Raw genomic sequence first — 22,379 nt, forward strand, 5'->3', positions numbered from 1 at the left:
GCGTAGCCGGCCTTGAGGCCCGCTGCTTAAAGGGCACTTCGGCCACCCCTCTTTCACCGATTGCGCCAGGGAAATTTCGAACATATGTAGGCGTAGTCTTGATGGCAGGGCACGGGGGGGTGATCGGGTGCTCGATACGTCTCATGCTGCCCGGGACCGGCGGCTGCTGCGCTGCCCGTGCCTTGGGTGCCGGCGGCCGGGGGCGGCACGATGGTCCGCGCCAGGCAGGGTGGGCTCGAACAGGCCGCAGGCGTGTACGGCTTCGGCCACGGCCGTCTGGTCGAAGGCGAGAAGCGGCAGCAGACGGGCGCTGGGCGTCCGCCGGTGAAGCTGCCCGAAGTGGCGGGCCGATTCGATCAAGTCCCAGGTAGCGGCCCGGGCTCCCGTCCGCCCAGGCAGCAGGTATCTGCCGCAACTGCGCGGCCGAGATGCGCGCCGCCGGCGCCGCCAGCGTGGACAGGATGAGCGATGCGCGCGTGAGGCTGGTGGGCGAGGAGCACGGTGGGCTGCCGCGTTCGAGCAAGTTGCTGTTCACCGAGGCCGGTCATCCGGGCACCCGTCAGCTCTACGCCGCTCGCGAGAAGGCGTCCGGCAGACCGCCGCCCGTACGCGGGCACGGCTGTATCGGATGGCGATGGTTGCTGTCAGTCGTATGCCGATTCCGGTCAGTTGGGTAGCGAAGGGCTGGGATACCTGAGACCAGGACGGCGGGCCGTGCTGTCCCGTTACTCGGCGGAGAGGGGCCGCACATGCCGGGAAGCCGTGGCGAGGATCCCGAAGACGGTCCGACGGCCGTGTTCCAGTCGGCGTCGGGGCGGGCGGCGGCGATGCCCCGGCTGCTGGACCTCGACGGTCGTGGAGAGCTGACGGCCGCGCATGTGCGTCTGGTGGCTCAGGCGTTGGGGAAGTCGGAGCGGACGGTGTGGCGGTGGCTGGCCGCTGCCCGGGAGGATCACCGCTTCGCCCGGGTGGAGTCGTCCCGTTTCACGGTCACCACGGAAGTCCGGCGGCTGCTGGCGCTGTGGGGCGGGAACGCCTCCCGGGTCCATGCCGAGCTGGTGCAGCGGGCGGCCGACGATCCGGACGCGCCCGCGGTGCCGTCGCTGTCGACGTTGCACCGGGCGATCCGCCGGGACCTGACCCGCGGGGAACGGGCCGGTCTCAAGAGCGGGGAGGCGGCGCGGCGCGCGCATGACGTCTTCGGGCGGCGGCCGGCGACGCACCGCAACGCGGTGTGGGAGGGCGACCACAAGCACGTGCCCGTCGAGGTGGACGTGGAAGGTGAGCTGGCCAGGCCGTGGGTGACCTGGTTCATCGACTGCGCCACCAAGGCGATCACCGGGGTCGCGGTCACAGCTCACGCTCCGAGCCGCGACGCGGTGCTGGCGTCCCTGCGGATCGCGATCACCCGCACCGAGCCGTTCGGACCGGTGGGCGGGCTGCCCGGTCAGATCCGGGTCGACCGCGGCAAGGAGTTCCTGTGCGCCACAGTCACCGCGGCGATGGGCGCGTTCGCCGTCCCCGTGACCGATCTGCCCGCCTACACACCGCACTTGAAGGGCACCATCGAGGCGCTCAACGACGCGGTAGAGGAGATGTTCCTCGTCTCCCTCCCCCGCTACACCGGCCGCCAGAAACTCACCGGCGGCCGACTCACCGACCCCGACGCCCCGCCCCTGACCTACGAGGCGTTCGTGAGGCTGCTGCTGGACTGGGTGACCTGGTGGAACACCCGCCACCACCCGTCCGCGCTGAACGGGAAAACCCCCGTCGAGGCATGGCAGGCCGATGCCACCCCGCTCACGGACATGTGTGCCGGGCAGTTGGCAACGTTCGCGCTGGAAGACGACGGCCGTACGTACACGATCAGCACCAGCGGGGTGCGGTGGCGCCGCCGCGACTACCTCGCCCCGTGGATGAACGGCCGCACCGGCACCAAAGTCTCGGTACGACACCTGCCCCACCACGACGACACCATCGAAGTCTTCGACGCCGCCACCGGCCGCCACCTCGGCTCGGCGTTCCTGGCCGCCGCGGCGAGCCGGGAGCAGATCCGCTCCGTCCAGGCCGCCCGGACCGCGGCCGCCAGGCGGCTCAAAGCCGATCTGAAAGCCGCAGAGAAACTGCGCCGCCAGCGCTTCGAAGCCTCCACCATCGCCGCCCCGCCCAGGCCACTGGCCGCCCTGACCTCCGCGCAGGCCGATGAGGAACTGGGAGCGGCGGCGCAGACGGACCGTCGTGCCCTGGCCCGTCCCGATCTCGTTCCGCACGGCCCCGCGCCCGATACCTGGGCCCGCCCCAGGCCCCCGCGCACACCTACCCCTGATGAGGACCAAGCTGATGATCGCTGACCTGGACTACGGGCTGCTGCCCGACGAGAGCGAAGACCACTTCCTGGGCCTGGAGCAGGCCCAGTTGGTCGGCACCGACACGCTGCTGACCACCCGGGACAACATCGAGGCCGTCATCGAGGCCAAGGCCATGATGTGCGTCTACGGGCCGGCCGGATCCGGCAAGACGATGTCGGTGAACTCCGCGCTGCGCCACCTCGCCCCGGACATCACCCACCGCCTGGAACTACGGGCCGGACCGACCCCCAGGGACATCCGCCATGGTCTCTTCCAGGCGCTGGGGCTGCCCGGTGAGCCGCCGGCCCGTCCGATCGAGTTCGACACCCTCCTCAAGGAGGCGCTCGCTGAGGAGTTCCGGGTCCTGGTCTGTGACGAGGCACAGTGGATGAAGAAGACCGGGTTCGAGTTCTGGCGCCACCTGTGGGACGACAAACGCACCAACATCGCCGTGATCTTCGCCGGAGGCGACGGCTGCTACAAAGTCCTGCGCCGCGAACCCATGCTGGCCTCCAGGATCTTCATCTGGCAGGAGTTCACCCGCATGTCCAAAGACGAGGTACGGGCCACGATTCCCGCCTTCCACCCCGTCTGGGCAGACGTGGACACCGCGCTGATCGACGCCATCGACAAACAGGCCGCCCACGGCAGCTTCCGCAACTGGGCCAACATCACCACCCACGTCCTCGCCGGCATGAAGAAACTGAACCTCAAGAAGGTCGACGAAGACCTCGTGCGCTGGGTCTACAGCAAAATCGGCGGCATGTAGTGACGGCCACAGGCCTCCCAGCCGTCACTGTCCTCATCGACAAAGACGACCACCCCGACTGGACAGCCGCCGCACATGCCGCACACGATCCGGCCGCGGGCCGTCTGGCCGTCGACCCCAGCCCCGCCAACGGCGCTCCCGCCGCCCTCGCCCACGACCTGCTCTACGCCCTGGGCAAACGCCTCCCCCAAGGGGGAGAAACGTACGGCACCTGGGCCGACTCCCAGCGCCCCGCATGGGACGCCGTCGCCACCTGGATCCTCACCCACCGCATCGGGCATCTCATCGTCTGCCGCACCGACCACCTCACCACCGCCCGCCACAGACAACTACTCACCCTGCGCGAGCGATGCAGCATCCGCCTCACCCTCCTCTGGCACCGGCCCGCCGGCCCAGCCCTGAGAACACTCCTCGAACAGACCCCCTACCACCTCATCGACACCCTCCCCCAGGCCCGTATCGCTCTGAGCCGGACGGGCTACCCGCCGACCGGCACCCGAAGCACCGGACAGCAGCAGCCCGCCGAACCAGTCCCCTGCCAGTGCCCGTATGGATGCGACTGGCGTCCTCGGCGAACGTGACGTCTCTGACGTGGTGATGCGCCTCGATCCCCCAGTGCCCTCGAACGATCTTCGCCAGCCGCGCTGGGGTGGCCTGGGCCGCGGTGAGGTCGGTGAGGGCGTAGACGCGCTCCAGGGTGACCTTGCCGGTCTGCAGGTCGCGGCGGCGTCGCACGGTCTGCAGGGCCTGCACGGCGTGCGGGAAGGCCAGCCGCTTGGGCACGGTGGCGGCTTTGAGGCGGCGGATCTCATCGCGTCCGTGCGCGCGGTCGCGGGTGCGGTACCCGAGCGGGATGTCGGCCCAGGGCAGTTCGCGCAGGAACGCCGCAAGCTTTGGATGATTGTCCTTGATCAGCGCGACGTAGTGGGCGTTCTTCGTCTCGACGAGGTAGCGGGCGTGCTCGTGCTGAGAGTGCAGGGCGTCGAAGGTGACGGTGCGGCCAGCCAGGTCGAGGTCGGCCAGCAGCGGCTTGAAGGTGGTGATCTCGCCGCTCTTGTCGGCGACTTGGCGTTGGTTCAGGGTCAGCCTGCCGTTGTGGGTGATCACGGACACGAGGTGGATCGCGCGCTGTTCGGCGGTACGCGAGCCGCGCAGGGCCTTGCCGTCCAGGGCCACGGCCTCGCCGGGGTCGGCAAGGTGGGCGAGCCAGGCGCCGACGGCGGTGTCGAGGGTGTCGCCGTCTAGGCGGGCCAGCAGGCGGCCGAGGGTGCTGGCGCGGGGTGCGGCCCGTAGCCCGAGGCGTTCGTGCAGGTGGGGTGGGAGTTCGGCGGCATGTCGGGCGATCGCGGCGAGGGTGCGGGCACCGGCGAGTACGGCCAGGGTGCACAGCGCGAGCATCGGGCCGAGACGGTAGCGGCGGCCCTGGCGGCGCCGGGGATCGGGCAGGCCGTCCAGGACCTCGGCGAGGTCGACCGCCTGGTCGAGGTCGGCGAGGTCGAGGGAGGCGACCGCATCGTGGTCGCGGTGGCGCTCGAGCGCGGTGATCGAGGATGATGGCATCGGAAGCGGTTGTTGTTGATGAGGCGTCAGACACCTTGATCATCAACGATCGCTTCCGCCGTTCTCCGACCGGCCCCCAAGCGCAACGTAAGGCAACCTGGCACGTATCAACGTTTCTTCGGGCGGACACACGCGAACATAAAAAAGCCCGTCTGTCCGCTCATCTCGCCAGCCGAGAACGCTCGCGCCCTGACCGCCCAGGGCAGCCTCACGGCCTTCCTGACGTACTGGCTGGAGAACGTCGCCGTCCACCAACTGCGGGAAACGACCCGCACCCGCTACACCGCCATCGTGCACCAGTACCTCATACCGGGCCTCGGCCGGAAGAAGCTCGCCAAGCTCACCGCCAAGGACGTCCGCACCTGGCTCAACGAGCTGCGCACCGTCTGCCAGTGCTGCGCACGCGGCACTGACGCCCGACGCGACCCAAACGCGCAGACCAGTCGCCGCCCTCGCTGCTGCGCCCTCGGCCAGTGCTGCCACAAGCGGCTTTCCCCGCTGACGCTCGCGTACATCCACTCCGTGCTCAAGTCCGCCCTGGAGCACGCCGTTCGCGAGGAAGAGATCCCCCGCAACGTCGCCCGGAACGTCCGCACCGGCACACCCCGCCCGCGCCGTTTCAACCCCCTCACCACCGACGAAGCCCGCCAGTTGCTCGCCGCCACGCAAGGGCACCGGCTCGCCCCGTTGTTCGAGATCGCCCTGCGCACCGGACTACCCAAGGGCGAACTCCTCGGGCTCCGCTGGGAAGACCTCGACAGCGGCACCGCCAGCATCCGCCTCACCCTCCAGCGCACCCACAGCGGCGGACTTGCCAGCCTGCCGACCAAGACCATCAGCTCCGAACGGCGCATCGCCCTGCCAGCCTCCTGCGTCACCTCGCTCAGCGCGCACCGCCAGCGGCAGGCTGAGGAGAAGCAGCAGGCGGGCCCAGACTGGCGGGACAGCAGCCACGTCTTCACGCGGCCCGACGGGCACCCGATCGAACCCGCGACCCTCACCCGGCACTTCAACGCCCTGCTGAGCAAGGCACATCTGCGGCCGATCCGGTTCCACGACCTGAGGCACTCGACCGCGACACTCCTCCTGGAGCAGGGCGTCGAACTCGTCGTCATCAAAGAGCTCCTGGGGCACGCCCACATCGGGGTCACCGCGACGGTCTACGCACACGTCCGGCTCCGCCTCCAGCGCCAGGCCATCGACCTCCTCGGCCACGCCCTCAGCAACCTCCCCGAGACCTCGACCAAGCCCGACGACGGCAGCGATCGGCCGCTTTGTGCAGCACCCATCCGCTGACGTTGCCGTCAACTACTGCCGTCAGACACCCCAGAGGCCCTACCGGAGCAAGCTCCGGTAGGGCCTCTGATGCAGAATGACTGCCAGTTTCCTAGTCAAGCATGACGACATCATGACCACCAGAGGGCATTCCGCAAATCACGATTCTGGGCAGCCCTATTCTTCAGTTGTAGACCCAAGCGGCTGCCCCGTAAGACGCCCCGAACGCAAGCGAACCGACATGCCGTCCATCGTCAAGAGAGCTTCTCATTCGTTGAGCGCCCTCAGCCAACTTCGGATCGTAACCTGATCCCATTCAGTCGTTCCCTGCCAGCCCGCCCTCCATTCGGCAAATTCCCGAAGGCTTCGAAGCTCACTGAAATGGCTGACCAAAACGGCACCAATCGACGACTGCCACTCCAGGCCGCAAACGATCACATCCCCCGCCAACGACAGCATGACAAATCCCGGAAGCCCGAAGCCACTGCCAAGCGCACCAGCTGCACCGGCGCCCATTACGTCCCATGTATCAGCCAACCCGACGCGCGCCCACCACCACTCCTTCTCATGACGCTCCACCGCCACGAGAAACTCACGGTCGGCGGAAAATAGACCACCATCGCGAGACAATTCAAACCAGCCCTTATTGGCCTTGGCTACCCAATCCTGCACGTCAACTTCAACGGAGGAAGTAGGCCACTGGCCCGACGGCGGCGGATACCCGGCAGCCGCCGTAGCCAGCGTCGGCGGAATGAACGGGCAGTCTAGATCTGCCATCCCATGGAAGATCAATCCTGCAACACGGAGCCGACCGGCAAGTTCGGTCAAGTCAACCATTGGACCCTACCTGTGAACGAGATGAGTAAGCGGGCAATGCACCACAGGCTGGCTACCAACCATAGAGCGTCGGCGATCCGTAGTTATGCACTCCCTTGCTAGTCAGAGGGAAGTACGCAATCTGATTCGTCGTCTGGTTTACCATGATTCTGATCTGACTGTTCGGCTGCCAGTTCCAGTAGATCGGCGAGTTACGCCAAGGACCCCAGAATCTGGCAGCCTTGCCACTGAGATTGTCGCCTCGGAAAATATCAATGCCGCCAGGGCCGTTCCCGGGACGCGGAGGCATGCCCGGGTTGGCACGGTACGCATCGACAAGGTCATGAGTTTCCCACGGAACGGCATAGAAATCGCCGTTCGCCTGACTTCGGGAAGCAACTGCCTCGGGCGAATATTCTACATTTGGCGTCCAATTGCTCGTCGCCTGAAGCGCCGGGTCGGTTTCATGACCGTTTACGTCACAGACGTTGTGCACCAGGACGGGCACGCCGCCTGCCACAACATAGTACGTGTGCAGTTGCTGGACGGTGAGGTTCCAGCGGTTGGCGGCACCGGGTGTGACGTGGGTGGTGACGACGTACACGTGGCCGTTGGTGGCGGTGTTGAGAGCGTCGCCGCGGTGGAGTTTGCCTGCAGGGACCCAGGCGTGTGCGGTGTCGTCCCAGAACGGGTGATTGGCAGTGGTGTGAAGGGTCGCGGTGTGCCCGTCCCTGGTGCGGATGGTGAGGTCGAGCAGGTCGCGGTCGTGATTGATCCACACGTGCTCGACGCTGCGGGCGCCTTGGCGCTTGCCCGTCTTGGGGTTGGCGGCGTCGACCTTGTCGCCGGTCTTGATCTTGCCGATCGGCTTGGCCTTGCCGTCCGCCATCAGGACGGGGGTGTCCGGGGAGAAGCTGCAGCGGCTTGGTCTTGCTGCGGGTGCGGGCTTACTGCCCGCATTGCCCGATTCTGGATCACTGGGCTTGGTCGCTGAGGCGTCCGCTTCCTCGGCTTGTGCCTGCGCGTTGGCTCTCTTCGCCGCGACGATGTCAGCCTCATCGGAGGCCGAATTGTCCACTGCCTTGGCATGCGCGCCGGCCCTGGTGGCCGCAACGGCCGCGTCGCCACCGGCTGAATCGGTTGCTCCCTGGACCGCCCCTTCGGTGTCGGAATACGCATCGCCACTGACGGCACTGGCCCCGCTGTCGAGGCCGCCCGAGTAAACGCCGCCGGCTACCTCGCATGCGTCCTGGTGTGGATTTCCTCCCTCCAAACCCCTCCCAAAAGCCTCGAAAGTTCCGGCTACGCAGAGGGCGAAATCCCAGAAAGGCTCGATGACGACCTTGACGAAGATCTTCGCGGGGTCGTGCTTGTAGTTGACCGTCGGTCCGCATTGTCCGAATCGACCGCAGGCGTAGGGATTGCCGGGAGGGGCGTTGGTGCCGCTATTGTCGCTCCCGCTCCCTGTGTTGCCAGTGGAGTTGTCGGTGGTGCCGTTGTCGCTGGGTGTGGTGGTGCCGCCGCCCCCGTCGAGAATCGGCAGGAAGAGGCCGCTCGGGTCGGATCTGGTGGAGGGGTTGTCACCGGCGTAGGTGTAGCCGCCCATCTGGTTGGGGTCGCCGGCTTCGAAGACCGGGTCGGGGGCGAGGAAGCGGCCGAGGTTGGGGTGGTAGTTGTTGTTGCGAGCGCCCAGGAGGTCGAGGCCGGTGGTGGTGTCCGTGGGTTGGCCGAGGTAGCCGTGGTTCTCGTCGGCGGAGACCCACGTGGCGGGCTTGGTGCCGCGAGGGTTGCCGTAGGGGTCGTAGGAGCGGCGGGTGGCTGCCAGGGTGCCGGCGTCGACGGCCGTCGTCGCTGTGCCCTGGAGGTTGGCGATCTGGTAGCTGACCGTGCCGGTGCTGGAGCGTGTGACCGTTGTGCCGTCGGGGCCTGAGTAGTAGCGCAGGCCGGTCCAGGTCTTGGCGGAGACGTTCAGGGTGATCTGTTCGGTGCCGCCGAACAGATACAGGATGCGGGTCTTGTCGGTGCCGCCGGTGCTGCTGGTCTGCTCCAGCAGGTTGCCATCGGCGTCGTAGAGGTAGCTGCTGGTGGTGTTGCTGGTGCCCGAGGAAGTGGTGACAGTTGCGGTGCGGCCTTCGGGGTCGTAGGTGAGGGTCTGGGTCTGGCCGGCCGGGATCTTGCTGCCGGAGGCGACCGGGTTCCAGGTCTGGGCCTGGGTTCCGTTACACGTCCAGATCTGCAACTGGGTGCCGGTCGTGGTGGAGCTGGACGGGTCGTCCAGGCACTTGCCGGACTGGGGGTTGACCAGCGAGCCGTTGGCCGCGGCCTTCCACTGCTGGGCACCGGTGCCGTTGCAGGTGTACAGGTCGATCTTGGTGCCGTTGGCGGTGCCGCTGCTGGCGACGTCCAGGCACTTGCCGCCGATGCCGCGGATGGTGCCGTCCGTGCCTATCGTCCAGTTCTGGGCGCTGGTGCCGTTGCAGGTGTAGATCTGGATCTTGTTGCCGTCGGTGGTGGACGACGTCGCGTCGTCGACGCACAGTTTCTTGCCTGTGCTGGTGGTCAGCGCCGAGATGAGCGGGCTGGTGGTGGAGACCTTCCGGCTCATGGTGTTGCCGGCGTTCTTGTTAGGCGTGTAGCCGGTGTCCGTGTAGCTCGGCGTCCCGGTCGCCGTGCCCGTGGTCGGGTTGCTGCTGGTGGTGGTGCCGGCCTGATTGGGCAGGGTGGCCGTGGCGGTGCCGTCGGTGCCGGTGTAGGCGGTGGTCTGGGTGGTGTCGTTGAGCGCGTTGCCGGTGGTGTCGTGGTCGACCATGCTTGTGCGGTTGCCGAGCAGGTCGTAGCTGTAGGTCTGCCAGTACGGGGCAGGGCCGCCGACCGTCGTGGTGGTGATCGGTGCGGTGGTCGTGGTCTGTACGGAGGTGGTGTTGCAGCCGCCGACGGCTCCGACGGGTGCGCTGGAGGAGCTGGTGATGCCCGCGGTGTCCGTCCAGGCGGCGGTCAGTCGCTGGAGGGAGTCGTAGGCGAAGCACTGGGTGTCGTGGGTGGTGTTGTCCTGCAGGTCGTCGATCGCGGTGATCTCGCCGGCCTGGTTGTAACGGTAGTTGGCCACGTCCAGGGCGGTTGCAGACGTCTGCACCATGCTCGACGTCTGAGTGATGCGGCCCGTGGTGGCGTCGTACTGGGCGAAGGTCGCCAGTTCCTTGCCGGTCGGGCCGTAGTTGGCCTGCAGGACGCGGCCGAAGGGGTCGTGGACGGCGGTGTCGAGGTAGTCGGGTGTGTTGGCCGTGGTGATGAAGCCGCCGATGCCGTCCAGGTTGCCCTGCTGGGTGTAGCCGTAGTCGACGTCCTCGGCCGGCAGGTTCCCGTCGGCCTGGTAGCGCAGTGTGGACAGCAGGCCGACGTTCGGGGTGTAGAAGGAGGACTCGGTGTAGGTGACGGTACCGCTGGTGGGGGCTGCGGACTGTCCGGCGACGGCCGATCTTGGCGATGTTCCTGCCGCGGCGGGCTTCGATGCGGGCCCGGTCCTCGGTGATCTTGGGGGTGGTCTTGCGCTGGATCGCCTCCACCACGGCCCAGCGCACCAGCTTGCTGCCCTGTTTGGTGACGTGCCCGCGACGGACGACGGTGTCGGACTCGTAGTGCCGCGGGGTCAGCCCCGCCCACGAGCACAGCCGGTCGGCGGAGGCGAAGCGGTGCACGTCGCCGATCTCAGCCACAAGTACGGCCGCCAGGGTCGTGCCGATGCCGGGCAGCTGCTGGATGGCCCGGTAGCCGGTGTGGTCGCGAAGCCGTTCCGTGATGCGACCGTTGAACACGGCTTCCTCAGCATCGAGTTCGCCGATCAGCTTGAGTAACGACGCGACGCGTTGGGCATACGGACCGGTCAGCGCGGTCTGCTCCAGTCGGGCTCGGCCGTCGATGCCGAACAGGTCGGATGCCGGGATCAGTACGCCGGCCTTGGCCAGCACGGCGTGCACCTGGGACTTCAGCCCGGACCGCAGTGCGACGAGCTTGGCCCGGTAGCGAACCAGTTCGCGCAGCTCACGGACCTGCGGTGGCGCGATCCAGGCTTCCGGCAGCCGCCTCATCCGCAGCAGGTCCGCCAAGTCCGCAGCGTCGCGGATGTCGTTCTTCACGCGCCGGTAGGCGAAGCCTTTCACGCCCAGTGGGTGGGCCAGATGGACGCGTGCCCCGGCGGCCTGCAGAACATCGGCTGCCCAGTACCAGCCGTAGGTGGCTTCCAGGACCACGTCGGGATCGGGCCCGGCCTTCTCGATCTGCAGACCGAGTGCCACCGGGTCGTTGAGGATGCGTACTGCGCTCAGTTGGACACCGTCGTCGGTCTGACGCACGATCACGGACCGCCTGCGGTGCAGGTCGACACCGATGTACTGGTGTCCGTCGTACTCGCTCACCTGGGGCTCCTTCGCCGTCACGAAGTGGGTGACTGGCGTCTACCCGGACCACCCGCGGAGGGCGGGACTTCGCCCCTTCATCGCATCAAGACTTGTGGATGGGTTGACTCGGATGTTTTGGCGTGCTGCTGTTCGGCGGGGGACCACGAGGGAGCCAGTTGCGTCCGAGCCATCGGCACGGCTGTTGCCGCGCGTATGGCTCGCAGGTGGGAGGGCTCTGGCGGACGCCTAGCGCTGATAGGCCGCCGCGATCCGTTCCCGGAACGGGCGGCGGCGTACCGCCTGCGCCACTTCGGTCAGCAGGTCCGCCAGCGGCATGGAAAGTTCCGCGTCCAGTTCCGCCATCGCAGCCACCGTCGCGTCCCACTCCGCCTGGATCTGCGGCAGCAGGGCGTGGGCCTTGGGGGTGAGCTCGATCAGACGGCGGCGGGCGTCTTGCGGGTCGGAGGCATGGGTGACCAGGTCCGCGCGGGCCATCTGGGCCGCCGTCTGACTTGCGGCCGAGTGCGTGACGCCGACTGCCGCTGCTAGGTCGCGGACCGACAGCGGGCCTTCGGCCAGCAGCGCGCGTACGACCGGGGAGAAGCGGGGTCGGTACTCGAACAGGCCCTGCTCCTGGTAGACCTTGGCCACGTCCGCGTCGAGCAATTCCAGCACGTGGCGGAGCAGCGTGCCGACAGCGGCCGGATCCGGATGATTTCTCACCCCTGCTAATCTAACAGCACTGTCACATCTCAGGGAGAGCGTCTCACATGACCGGGCTCTATCCTTCCGTCGAGCCATACGAGCACGGCATGCTGGACGTCGGCGACGGCAACCGCGTGTACTGGGAGACCTGCGGAAATCCGGGGGGCAAGCCCGCCCTCGTCCTGCACGGCGGGCCGGGGTCCGGCGCGGGGCCGTTCTGGCGCCAGTTGTTCGACGCGTCGGCGTACCGCATCGTGCTGTTCGACCAGCGCGGGTGCGGTCGCAGCACCCCAGACGCGGCCGATCCGCAGACCTCGCTCGCCGCCAATACCACCCCGCACCTGATAGCCGACATCGAACTTCTGCGCCGGCGCCTCGGCATCGACGCCTGGCTGGTCATTGGCGGCTCCTGGGGCGTGACCCTGGCGCTGGCCTACGCCGAGCAACACCCCGGACGCGTATCGGAGCTGGTGCTGTTCAGCATCACCAACACCACCCGCCGTGAGGTGGAGTGGGTTACCCGGGACATGGGGCGGATCTTCCCCGAGGAATGGGAGAGGTTCCGCGATGCCGTACCGGAACCGGAGCGAGACGGCAACCTGGTGGAGGCATACGCCCGGATGCTCGCCGATCCCGATCCCGCCGTACGGGAGCGCGCGGCTCGGGAATGGTGCCGGTGGGAGGACGTGCACGTGTCCACCCACCGGGGACACCGGCCCGATCCCCGTTACGAGGACCCGCACTTCCGGATGCGCTTCGCCCGCCTCGTCACGCACTACTGGCGGCACGCCGGTTTTCTGGAGGACGGGGCGTTGCTGCGCGATGCCGGCAAGCTCACCGGCATCCCCGGCGTGATGGTTCACGGGCGGATGGATATCAGCGGCCCCCCGGACATCGCATGGCACCTGGCCCAGGTGTGGCCGGACGCGGAGCTTGTGCTGATCGGCGACGAGGGGCACGGGCTGTCGGGGGACGCCACGATCGACGCCATCGTCGCGGCCACGGACCGGTTCGCCGGTCTAGGAAGAGATGGCCGTCCGTGACCTGAGCTCATCGGCTCAGCCCAGAGTTCACGCAGCCACGGTCTCTGGTCGTTCGACGAGGTGGCCGTTTTCGAACCGGGCTCCAGCACGGACGAGAGGAATCAGGTGGGCTCCGGTGATCGCCCGCCAGCGGTCCTGGGCGGACTCGACCAGCTTGAACACCATCGCCAGGGCGGCGGCTGGGCTGCCCGCACCGCGGGTGACCTTGGTCCGCAGCTTGACCGTTAAGAACGTCGACTCGATGGCCTTGGTGGTGCAGACGACACGGCGGATCTCGGTGTCGAACTGGAGGAACGGTACGAACTCGGCCCAGGCATTCTCCCAAAGCCGCACGATCGCCGGATACTTGGCGCCCCACTCCTCCTGGAACTCCAGGAACCGGTCTTCCGCCGCGCTCGCGGTCGGAGCCGTGTAGACGGGCTTGAGTGCGCGGGAGATCTTGTCCCAGTCCTGGCGGCCCGCATAGCGGAACGAGGCCCGGATCAGGTGGACGACACAAGTCTGGGTCACCGCCTGGGGCCAGACAGCCGAGATGGAATCGGGCAGGCCCTTGAGCCCGTCACAGACGACCATGCACACGTCCTCGACACCGCGGTTCTTGATCTCGGTCAGGACCTGGAGCCAGTACTTGGCGCCCTCGCCGCCGTCGCCGGCCCACAGGCCGAGAATGTCGCGGGTGCCGTCCACCGTGACCGCCAGGCGACGTAGATGGGCCGGTTCGCCACCTGCCCGTCTCGAACCTTCACGTGCACGCAGTCGATGAAGATCACCGGGTAGACCGGGTCCAGCGGCCGGTTCTGCCACTCGGCCATCCCGTCCATGACCTTGTCGGTGATGGTCGAGATGGTCTGCTTGGAGACGCTCGCGCCGTAGACCTCGGCCAGGTGGGCGGAGATGTCACCGTGCGTCAGACCGCGCGCGGAAGCGACAGGACCATCTCGTCGACGCCGGTCAGGCGCCGCTGGCGCTTCTTGACGATCTGCGGTTCGAAGCTGCCGTCGCGGTCACGCGGCACCGTGATCTGAACCGGACCTACGTCGGTCAGCACGGTCTTGGGCCGGGTCCCGTTGCGGCTATTGCCGCTGCCGGCACCGGCCGGATCGTGCTTCTCGTAGCCGAGATGGTCCGTGATCTCGCTTCGAGGGCGGACTCCAGCACACGCTTGGTCAGCTGCTGCAGCAGCCCGCCCTCACCAGTCAGCTGCAGGCCGCTCGCGCGGGCCCGGTCGACCAACTGCCCGATCAACTGCTCGTCCAGCACATCCGCCAGCAACTCGGCCGGCCGGACCTCTTCAACCGCCTCAGCAGAGGCAGTCACGTCGCTCATCAGGTGCTACTTCCATGATCGGGAATTACACCGAAGACCGTACAGACCCTAAAGGGACGAAAGATCAAGGTATGACGTTCATCGACGATGTCCTGCAGGGGCGGGCCACCATTGACGATTTCGACTCCTACGGCGAGGCATGGCACAACGCAGAGGAGGATCTCGGAGAGTTCCACGACTATGTGGGACTGCTGTGGCCCGAGTACGCGCTGTGGGCAACGGACCACGATCGGATCAGTGGCGATGACGTACTCGAATACGTGATCGAGGCTCGGCGGCGCAAGGTCGGGTTCCTCGACTATCTGGCGATCCGTCAAGGATCGGGATGCCAAGGCCGCCGAGATCTACCGCCTCTCTGGCTGGTGGGCCAAGGAATGGGAAGCAGTCTCCCAGCAATACAGGGGGGACTGAGCTTTTTGAGCACGGCCACTGATCGGTGAACGAGCCGCTGGCTGCAATGCTCCTGTGCCGGGGGTAAAGGGGGCGAAGCCTCAACCCGCCGGCACAGGAGCCCACACACCTGCCGGGCACGTGGTCCGCTTTTGGGAGGGCACCTCACTGAGCGTTCTGGTTGACGGGCAGGTGAGACCGTCAGTCACCGGGCCGCGGCCGGTCGACGCGGTAGAGGTAGTGGGTCCGGTCATCGACCGGGTTGTCCGGCTCCAGGTTTCCGACCCCGACCCGGCGCAGCCCAGCCCGCTCAAGCGCCCGCCATGAAGCGCGATTGGCTGCCACCACCGGGACCAGAACGCACGAGGCGGCCGGGTGTTCGGCCCAGGTTCGCACGATGACGGAGCGGATCATCGCCGTCCCGATGCCCTGACCGGTCTGACAGGGATCGCCGATCAGATAGTCGATAGTCATCGCGCCGTCAGGTACAGGCACGATGGCCGCCAGCTCGGCCAGGTACTCGGGGTAGTCCCGCAGGCGTGAACGTTGTACCAGACCGACCGGAAGGCCTCCGAGGAAGGCAAGGAGGTCCTCCGAGGGCTCCACACCCCGGGCAGCGGGGTCGAAGTCGCGCGCCACCGCCTCCGCCGTGGTCTCGTGATTCCACCAACGCTTCACGTGGGGCTGCTGCAGCCACGTCCGCAGCAGCGGGAAGTCCTGCTCGTCGATCCGACGCCACGTGATCACCATCTGAACGCTCCCGGAATACTCCGCCGCGCCTGCGCACGCTCCCTCAGAGGCTACGTGCGGTGCGGGCAAGCCCCAAGAACCCTGCTGACCCAAGCGCTTCATCCGCCATGTGGAGTGCTCAGTCACAGCCCTGATCCATCCGCTGGAAGGATCAGGGCCCGCTCGCTCATCTCCCGGCCGGTTCCAGGGCCTCGTGGGGCCGGCCGGTCAGCTTCGCATCTGCTGCGCGCTGGTAAGCGCCTTGTCGATGGAGGCCAAGAGCTTGTCGACCGCTCGGGTCTACTGCTGGACGCGGACGCCGTACTCGCCGATCGCCGTACTGTTGTCGACGGGCAAGGCGATGAGGTTCGAGATGTCCTGGACGGCGTCGGCGACGAGGACCGACAGGGGCGCGGGGAACTGCGCGCCGTGGCTCTCCAGGTGGGAGGCGAGCCGCGTGATCTCCCGGAAGTGGTCGCCGTTCGCCGGGCAGGCCAGTGCGTGGATGCGGCGGGCCTCAACGTCGGCGGCACGCAGCTGGGCGATGAGCGCATTGAGGTCGTGGTTGCCGACGTCGGCCGTGCGGTCTCGGGTGCGGTGCGTGTCGAGGATGATCCAGCCGATGACGGCCAGCACGACGGTCACCAGCAGCCCGGCCACGGTCAGCACGACGGTCGTGGTGGAACTGGCCCCGGTCGCCATGGTCGTGCTGGTCTTCGCCACCTTGTCCGACGCGAGGGCGTACTGGTCCAGAGTGTGCATCGCACGGGTGAGGGCGCCGCTCATGGGTGCGTTCTCCTTCAGCGTGGCGACGCCCGCCTCCGGGGGTCCGGGGGCGGGCGTTGTTCGCCGGTCTCGTCTTGTTAGTGGTGCGTGTACTCGCTTCCGTTAGGTCGGGCAGGCATGTGACTGGAGGTGGTGAAGACGCTCGTGACGGTTATGGCGCCGAAGGTGCATCCAAGGATGATCTGGTTCCAGAACAGGGCGAGAACAGCTCCGAACGTGTTGAGAGCTCCTATGACCACGGCATGCTGTGGCGGGCATCGTGTGACCTGTGCCACGACTCTGGCGGTTCTTGAGACATAAACGCCCCCACCCGCCCCGTTGGCGCAGGTCATGCCCTATCCGGTCAGGACGTCACGCTGTGTATCTGCCACTTGGGCGACTTTCGGCTCCCACGTGGTGTCCTCCATGGTGGCGGCTTGGTTGGCTGGCCATGACCAACGAACACGCGCCCCGCCCTCGTGGAACGGTCCTGCAGATCCAGCCGGGCGAATCCGTCGAGGACTTCATCACGCGGATCGCGGAAACTGCGCCCGAGCCGTCGCCCCACCTCATGGACCGTATCCACGCGCTGCTTTCTCCCGGCGCAAACGGATGACTGTGCGAGCCTATCGAGTACCGTGCCCTGCGGGCCCCGACAGAGCGTATTCGCTGGCCATACGGAGCAGTACAGCGGACGGAGCGTTGCGTCCTCCGGGCAGGGTGGAGGAATGGAAGATGCTGCGAAGAGGCCGGTGAAGTCTCGCCGGAGGCGAAGATTCGAGGCTGTACACAAATGGTCTGCTACGGCTGCCGCTGTCGTTGCGCTCGCCATTTCGCTGTATAACTTCTTCGAGCTGCAACGGTCACCCAACGTTGATGTGACGCTTCCTCATCTCATTCGTCTTGAAAAGTGGGCCATGGCGTGCGGTTGTATGTGCAGCCGACAGTGGCCACCAGATTCAAGAGTGAGAAAGTGGAAGTGATCCATGACGCGCGTCTAAGGCTCATCCCTACTGGCTCTATCTCCTCTTTGAAGAGACCCTTCTTCTATTGGAGGCAGAGTGTCGAGTGGAAGTACGACCCTTCTACGGACACAGTAAATAATCACTGGAGCAGCGATCCGGCACCGTTCATTGTCAGCCAGGACAAACCTCAGCAGCCAGCATTCGAGTTTCGGGCCCAAAGCTGGATGTATCAGGCAGGTCAGTACGATGGATCCCTTGAGTTGCGCCGTTCAGGGGATCACCCTTCCTTGATCAAGAGGTTCTGCCTAATCATTTCCGAGTCGGCTGTCAACGAACTGAAGAATCCGCAGCCGTCGAATCTGACGATTCGCTTCTTCCGTAATGACCTGCCTCAGTTCGCCTCCTCCGCCTCTTCGGGCTGTTACCGACGAGATACGGACACGGAGGATTAACTGATCGTTTCAGAATGACTTTCGAGGGCGTCGGAGGCGTCGAAGACCGGGCAGACCGGCGAGCCGGGATGCGACGGCGAACCGGGCACAGGCGGTCAGTCCGGCGGCACGGTCGCCGACGTCCCCAAGGCGGCAGGCGATACCCGTGGCAAGGGCGGCTGCGGCGGCCGGGCAGCGGACTTCACCGAGTCATCGGCAACCGACCTCACGCCTCCGGACAGCGTGGGCTACGGAGGTGCCGGCGGAGGCGGCGGCTGGGGCGGCTGCGGGGCAGACGGCGACACCAACCAGAGGGGCCACGACAACTACCCGTGCAACGGCAGCCGGGGAGGGCTCGCCCGTGACGGAGGCAAGGGCGGCGACGGCTACGTCCTCATCACCTTCCCCCCCGTACATAACACCCTCTGCATGGTGCGGGTTGTGGTGTCGGGGGATGGGGGTTGCGGTCAGGCGGGTAGCTGGTTCAGCTTGCGGATCTGGCGGTCGAAGGCACGAGCGGGGACGAGGCGGCGCAGGGTGCTGACGCGCCCGGCGGTGGGTCCGGCGGGGTAGCGCAGCTTCGGCTTCGGGTCAGTCGCCGCGGCGACGATCGCCTTGGCGACGGTGGCAGGATCGTCGCCGTCCTTCATCGCCGCGGCCATCACGCGCTCGAAGACCTGCCGCTGCTGCTCGTAGACCGGCAGGGGCGTGGCGGGTTTCGGGGAGTTGGCCTCGAACGCGGTCCTGGTCACGGCGGGCTCGACGAGCAGTACGCGGACGCCGTGCTGGCGGACCTCGTGGTCCATGGACTCGGAGTAGCCCTCGACGGCGTGCTTGGACGCGGCATAGGCGGCCATGTAGGGCGCGGGGACGAACCCGAGGACGGACGAGATGTTGATGATCCGGCCGCTGCCCTGGGCGCGCATGTGCGGCAGGACGGCCCTGGTCATGCGGATCAGTCCGAAGACATTGACGTCGAACAGCTGTTGGTCCTGGCTGAGGGAGCGTTCCTCCCCGGCGCCTGCAGAGCCGATGCCGGCGTTGTTGACCAGGACGTCGATCCGTCCGAACTTCTCGATCACGCGGTCGACCAGGCTGGTGACCGAGGTGTCGCTGGCCACGTCGAGGTCGAGGAACGTCACGCCCTCGCGGCGATCCCCTGAGGCTCGGCGGCTCGTGCCGACGACCTCGAATCCCGCATCGACGAGCGCGAAGGCGGCTGCCTTGCCGATGCCTGACGATGCTCCGGTCACGAGTGCTACCGGCCGGTTGGTGGTCATGATGGGCCTCCCCATTGATTGGATTATGACCGTAATGCAATTACTCTAGGACGGGAGACGGAGAGCGGCAAGCGGCCTCTCCGCCGAAGCGCGAGGAGGAGCGCGTGGCGCGCTACGCGAAAGACCACAAGCAGGCGACGCGGCAGCGGATCATCGAGGCCGCCGGCCGCCGGTTCAAGAAGGACGGCATCGACGGCTCCGGAGTCTCCACGCTGATGTCGGACGCGGGGCTGACCAACGGCGCCTTCTACGCCCACTTCGCCTCCAAGGAGGACCTCGTCGCGAACGCCGTCGCCGACCAGCTGGGCGCGCAGAACGCGAGCCTCGAAGCACTCGCGCCCGGCCGCGCCGGGCTCGAACAGTTCGTCCGCGCCTACCTGTCCGCCGAGCACCGTGACGACCCCGAGAACGGCTGCCCCACGGCCGCTCTCCTCGACGAGATCGGGCGATGCACGGACGCAACCAAGCAGGCGTTCACCAACGGGCTGCTGACCGTCATCGACGACATCGCCGCCCGCCTGGCACCTGAGAGTCCGCCCTCGGCACGCGCGCAGGCGCTCGGCGTCTTCGCCATGATGGTTGGGACGCTCCAACTCGCCCGCGCCCTGGCCGATCCCAAGCTCGCCGACGACGTCCTCGACCAGGGTGTCCACAACGCCCTCTCGCTGCTGGACGCCGGACCTGTCCGGCAGCGCCGCGTCCGACGGCCTTCGTGAGGGCGTGTCGAGGTACAAGGTCACGTGGCCCTGGCAAGATTTCCGTGAAGCCGGGGTGTGCGACCGTGCGCCGGTGACGCTCCGTCATGGGTGGCGGCGTCGTAGGTGGGCTATGAGGATCACGCGGTGGCGGAGCAGCGGGACGCCGGCGCGGCCGGCCATGAGTCGCTTCTGGAGTTTGACGTCGGTGATGCGGCCCTCGTTGACGCCGGAGTTGAACGGGGTGGTGATGCCCTGCACGACCGCCGCCTGGTCCTCGCGGATAGCTTTGGCCAGGCTGGCCAGCGGCGGGAGGCGGGAGGTCGTGAGCTTCTCGAGCCAGCCCGGCAGGACGTCGGCGTCGCGGGCATCGAGCATGGCGGCGAACTGACGCACCAAGTCGTTGGTGTGGTCCAGCTCCTGGCAGTGTGCGAGCAGCCGGTTCAGCCGCTCGGTGGCGTGCAGGCCGCGCCGGGACGGCGCGGTGGTGATCCAGCGGGCGACCTCCCGGGGTGAGGGCGGACGCTCGCGCGGCGTGTCGATCGGCAGGCCGCGACGCAGAGGCGCGACGGCCATCTTGACCCGCTGGTAGTGGCCGCAGTAGCCCTTGGCGACAAGCTCCTGGTGCAGCACCTTCGCGCTGTGCTCGCCCTCCTCCCAGCGCAGACGCAGGTACTCCAGGTAGGGATCGAGGCTCGTCGGCCGGCGTGGGCGGGTCCGCCGTACGCACTCGTCCCAGGTGGCGGCCTGGGCGTACTTGCGCACCGTGCGCCAGTCCAGGCCCAGCTCGCGAGCTGCCGCGTTGATCGAGCGGCCGGTATCGGTCACCGCGTGGACCGCCTCAAACAACCGCTTGGCGTGGCGACGGGTGGGTGTATCCGCTCGGTCGGACGGTGCCCCCGCGGACGGACGCTGCGGTGCCGGTTCGGGATCGGGCAGTGCGTTCGGCAGGCAGCCGCGGTGGGCAGCGGCGACTTCCGCCACCCGTTTCGACAGCCCCTGCCAGAGGTGAAACCGGTCGCTGACCTGCAGGGCGTCCGGGGCACCGTCGGTGATGCCCTGCCGGTAGACCAGCGATCCGTCCCGGCAAACAACTTCAACCCCGGGATGCGCGCGCAGCCAGGCAGTCAGTTGCTCGGCGTCCCGTCCCGCCCACAGCGCGATCGGCAACCGGGTATCAGCATCCACACCAGCAGCGTGCCGTAGACGTCCGCATACAGTGCGAAGTCGTCCACGCCCAGCACCCGTGGAGTCGCTGCTGACGGCAGCGGCATGCGCATCAGGTGGAACAGCACACTCGTAGGCGACAGCGTCACGTTCACGATCTGCAGCAGCCGGGCGCCGCCCCGGCCGGCAAGCAGCACCCCGGCCATCTCCACCAGGTGCTGCAGCAACGGAGTGCGGCGCTGGTAGCGCACCGTCAGCTCGTCGACCTGCTCGGCAAACGTCCGGCGACCGCAGCGCGGCCCGTCACAGAACAGCCGCCGCACCGACAGGTTGATCAGTAGCGGGCGGCCACCGACGGCGCGATCAGCCAGCGTACGGGTATAGCGGCTGTGCACCCGCGTCGAATCTCGGCCGCAATCCGTACAGGCCACCATCAACTCGCGGGTGCGGGCCGAGATACGGACCGCGTCGCCCTCCACCCACACCCGCTCCACCCGCACCGCATCGAGGTGCGGAGACACAATCCCTACGAGGTCATCACACTCACTGACAATGCCGCCACCCATGACGGAGCGTCACCGGCGCACGGTCGCACACCCCGGCTTCACGGAAATCTTGCCAGGGCCACTTCAGCTCGTACGCCGACAATCGGGCAGGGCACTACCCACCGCGCCCAGCGGGCCGGCTCTTCCGCAGCCCACTGGGCGATGTCCAGATAGAAGGCGCGGACGCGGATGAGCTCGTCCTTGGCGTTCAGCCTGGGGCTGGCGACCTCGACGGCGGTGCCGTCTGGACCGATCGTGGTGCGTTTCTTGGTAGCGATGTCTGTCTTCCAGGCCCGGGCCAGTGCCGGTGGCAGCCGCAGGGAGTCGATGCCTGGTGAGAGCGCTTCGACCCTGGTCCAGAACAGCCCGGCCAGCGTCCGGGACACCGCGTCCAGGCTGGTGTAATCCAGCGACGGCTGCCGTTCGCGCAGATAGTCCACGATCAGGTCGCGGACCGGGCGGCACCGGATCGGATAGCGATCCACGAGTTCTTCGATGCTCAGCCGGCCGGCGGCAAGCCCGAACGCCCGGATCGTAGCCGGGGCGTCCTCGGGAAAGACGTCCAAGGCCCGCAGCCGAAGGTAGAAGTCGACTTTGCGCTGACCCCCACGGACATGGACCCGACGCAAGGTGTCAACCAACTCCACGCAGTCGCCGACGGTGATGTCCGCGATCGCCCCGCCCTTACAGGCCAGAAGCAGCGCCTTCCGGGTCGCCGCGATGGTGGCCTCGCCTCGGGCACTGGCCGACCCGGCCTCCGCCAGCTGGGCCAGCCTGGTGAACCCCTCGGGGTCGCGGACCGCGGCCATGACCGGGGCCAGGTGCTTGTGGGTGCGGGTGAGCATCCAGGCCAGGTCGGGACGGATGACATCGCCGCAGACCAGCATCAGCAGCCCGGAGGTCAGGTCAACACGCTCATACGACGGCACCAGCCCACTCTGACGCAAGAAGCGCAGCGGGAGATCTGTCCAGTCCGCGCCGGGGATCTCCTCGGCGCGGCTGGTCTTCCAACGCTGCTGCCAGGTCTCCCCTGGGAGGCTGGACAGCCAGCGCAGAAGTTTGGCGACTCCGCGCCGTCGCCCGGCCCGGGTGGCGTTGGCCGCTGGCAAGAACGGTGGCGACGTGAGCCGCCGCAGCACCTCATCCGCCGACTGCGTTGTCGCCGGCCACCATGCC

The 22,379-nt window shown here is 67.4% G+C and carries 16 protein-coding genes and 3 pseudogenes; 7 read left to right on the forward strand and 12 right to left on the reverse strand.

Going from position 1 to position 22,379, the window contains the following annotated elements:
- The first annotated feature begins 827 nt into the window (after nucleotides 1-827).
- The gene (locus tag O1G22_RS00005) at nucleotides 828-2,351 is read left to right on the forward strand and encodes a Mu transposase C-terminal domain-containing protein (protein WP_428986468.1); all 1,524 of its coding nucleotides are present in this window, start codon (nucleotides 828-830) and stop codon (nucleotides 2,349-2,351) included.
- Nucleotides 2,341-3,117, forward strand: a complete 777-nt coding sequence (locus tag O1G22_RS00010; protein WP_270079349.1) for an AAA family ATPase — start codon at nucleotides 2,341-2,343, stop codon at nucleotides 3,115-3,117. Before O1G22_RS00005 ends, O1G22_RS00010 begins: the two co-directional genes overlap by 11 nt.
- A gap of 432 nt (nucleotides 3,118-3,549) precedes the next feature.
- Here O1G22_RS00010 and O1G22_RS00015 read toward each other — a convergent pair whose 3' ends face one another.
- Complete coding sequence (locus tag O1G22_RS00015; protein WP_270079350.1) at nucleotides 3,550-4,677, reverse strand: ISAs1 family transposase; 1,128 nt, start codon at nucleotides 4,675-4,677, stop codon at nucleotides 3,550-3,552.
- 192 nt (nucleotides 4,678-4,869) lie between these two features.
- Here O1G22_RS00015 and O1G22_RS00020 point away from each other — a divergent pair.
- Nucleotides 4,870-5,973, forward strand: a pseudogene (locus O1G22_RS00020) (tyrosine-type recombinase/integrase); the annotation flags it as partial.
- A 246-nt stretch (nucleotides 5,974-6,219) separates the two neighbouring features.
- Here the strand turns inward: O1G22_RS00020 and O1G22_RS00025 are convergent.
- The 4 genes and pseudogenes from O1G22_RS00025 to O1G22_RS00040 form a co-directional block, all read right to left on the reverse strand.
- Nucleotides 6,220-6,780, reverse strand: coding sequence for a hypothetical protein (locus O1G22_RS00025; protein ID WP_270079351.1), 561 nt, complete (start codon nucleotides 6,778-6,780; stop codon nucleotides 6,220-6,222).
- 61 nt (nucleotides 6,781-6,841) lie between these two features.
- Nucleotides 6,842-9,904 carry a ricin-type beta-trefoil lectin domain protein gene (locus O1G22_RS00030; protein WP_270079352.1) on the reverse strand — a complete coding sequence of 1,021 codons (3,063 nt, stop codon included), beginning with the start codon at nucleotides 9,902-9,904 and terminating at the stop codon, nucleotides 6,842-6,844.
- 409 nt (nucleotides 9,905-10,313) lie between these two features.
- Nucleotides 10,314-11,201: pseudogene (locus tag O1G22_RS44660) on the reverse strand (IS110 family RNA-guided transposase); the annotation flags it as partial.
- Nucleotides 11,202-11,408: 207 nt separating this feature from the next.
- The gene (locus O1G22_RS00040; protein WP_270079354.1) at nucleotides 11,409-11,885 is read right to left on the reverse strand and encodes a MarR family winged helix-turn-helix transcriptional regulator; all 477 of its coding nucleotides are present in this window, start codon (nucleotides 11,883-11,885) and stop codon (nucleotides 11,409-11,411) included.
- A gap of 47 nt (nucleotides 11,886-11,932) precedes the next feature.
- Between O1G22_RS00040 and pip the strand changes: the two genes are divergently transcribed.
- On the forward strand, nucleotides 11,933-12,910 hold the full coding sequence (gene pip / locus O1G22_RS00045; RefSeq protein ID WP_270079355.1) for a prolyl aminopeptidase: 978 nt from the start codon (nucleotides 11,933-11,935) through the stop codon (nucleotides 12,908-12,910).
- Between the two features lie 27 nt (nucleotides 12,911-12,937).
- Here pip and O1G22_RS00050 read toward each other — a convergent pair.
- Nucleotides 12,938-14,227 (reverse strand): annotated as a pseudogene (locus O1G22_RS00050) (IS256 family transposase).
- 80 nt (nucleotides 14,228-14,307) lie between these two features.
- On the opposite strand from O1G22_RS00050, the gene O1G22_RS00055 reads away from it, so the two are divergent.
- Nucleotides 14,308-14,676, forward strand: coding sequence for a hypothetical protein (locus O1G22_RS00055; protein ID WP_270079356.1), 369 nt, complete (start codon nucleotides 14,308-14,310; stop codon nucleotides 14,674-14,676).
- A 151-nt stretch (nucleotides 14,677-14,827) separates the two neighbouring features.
- On the opposite strand, the gene O1G22_RS00060 is transcribed toward O1G22_RS00055, so the two are convergent.
- Nucleotides 14,828-15,376, reverse strand: coding sequence for a GNAT family N-acetyltransferase (locus O1G22_RS00060; protein WP_333492192.1), 549 nt, complete (start codon nucleotides 15,374-15,376; stop codon nucleotides 14,828-14,830).
- A gap of 279 nt (nucleotides 15,377-15,655) precedes the next feature.
- The gene (locus O1G22_RS00065; RefSeq protein ID WP_270079357.1) at nucleotides 15,656-16,141 is read right to left on the reverse strand and encodes a hypothetical protein; all 486 of its coding nucleotides are present in this window, start codon (nucleotides 16,139-16,141) and stop codon (nucleotides 15,656-15,658) included.
- A gap of 430 nt (nucleotides 16,142-16,571) precedes the next feature.
- Here O1G22_RS00065 and O1G22_RS00070 point away from each other — a divergent pair, with 430 nt between their 5' ends.
- Entirely contained in the window at nucleotides 16,572-16,736 is a 165-nt protein-coding gene (locus O1G22_RS00070; RefSeq protein ID WP_270079358.1) for a hypothetical protein, read from the forward strand.
- 1,247 nt (nucleotides 16,737-17,983) lie between these two features.
- Here O1G22_RS00070 and O1G22_RS00075 read toward each other — a convergent pair.
- Nucleotides 17,984-18,796, reverse strand: a complete 813-nt coding sequence (locus O1G22_RS00075; RefSeq protein ID WP_270079359.1) for an oxidoreductase — start codon at nucleotides 18,794-18,796, stop codon at nucleotides 17,984-17,986.
- A 104-nt stretch (nucleotides 18,797-18,900) separates the two neighbouring features.
- Between O1G22_RS00075 and O1G22_RS00080 the strand changes: the two genes are divergently transcribed.
- Nucleotides 18,901-19,512, forward strand: coding sequence for a TetR/AcrR family transcriptional regulator (locus tag O1G22_RS00080; RefSeq protein ID WP_270079360.1), 612 nt, complete (start codon nucleotides 18,901-18,903; stop codon nucleotides 19,510-19,512).
- Between the two features lie 84 nt (nucleotides 19,513-19,596).
- Here O1G22_RS00080 and O1G22_RS00085 read toward each other — a convergent pair whose 3' ends face one another.
- Genes O1G22_RS00085 through O1G22_RS00095 form a run of 3 tightly spaced genes read right to left on the reverse strand, consistent with a single transcriptional unit; the run spans nucleotide 19,597 to nucleotide 22,342 of the window.
- Complete coding sequence (locus O1G22_RS00085) at nucleotides 19,597-20,679, reverse strand: transposase (RefSeq protein WP_270079361.1); 1,083 nt, start codon at nucleotides 20,677-20,679, stop codon at nucleotides 19,597-19,599.
- Nucleotides 20,619-21,224, reverse strand: coding sequence for a transposase family protein (locus O1G22_RS00090; RefSeq protein ID WP_270079362.1), 606 nt, complete (start codon nucleotides 21,222-21,224; stop codon nucleotides 20,619-20,621). The genes O1G22_RS00085 and O1G22_RS00090 overlap by 61 nt, the downstream gene beginning before the upstream one ends.
- 38 nt (nucleotides 21,225-21,262) lie before the next feature.
- Nucleotides 21,263-22,342, reverse strand: a complete 1,080-nt coding sequence (locus O1G22_RS00095; protein ID WP_270079363.1) for a hypothetical protein — start codon at nucleotides 22,340-22,342, stop codon at nucleotides 21,263-21,265.
- Nucleotides 22,343-22,379 lie beyond the last annotated feature (37 nt).

Origin of the sequence: Streptomyces camelliae (genome assembly GCF_027625935.1) — a bacterium.
In the GTDB taxonomy this organism is placed as follows: Bacteria; Actinomycetota; Actinomycetes; order Streptomycetales; family Streptomycetaceae; genus Streptomyces; species Streptomyces camelliae.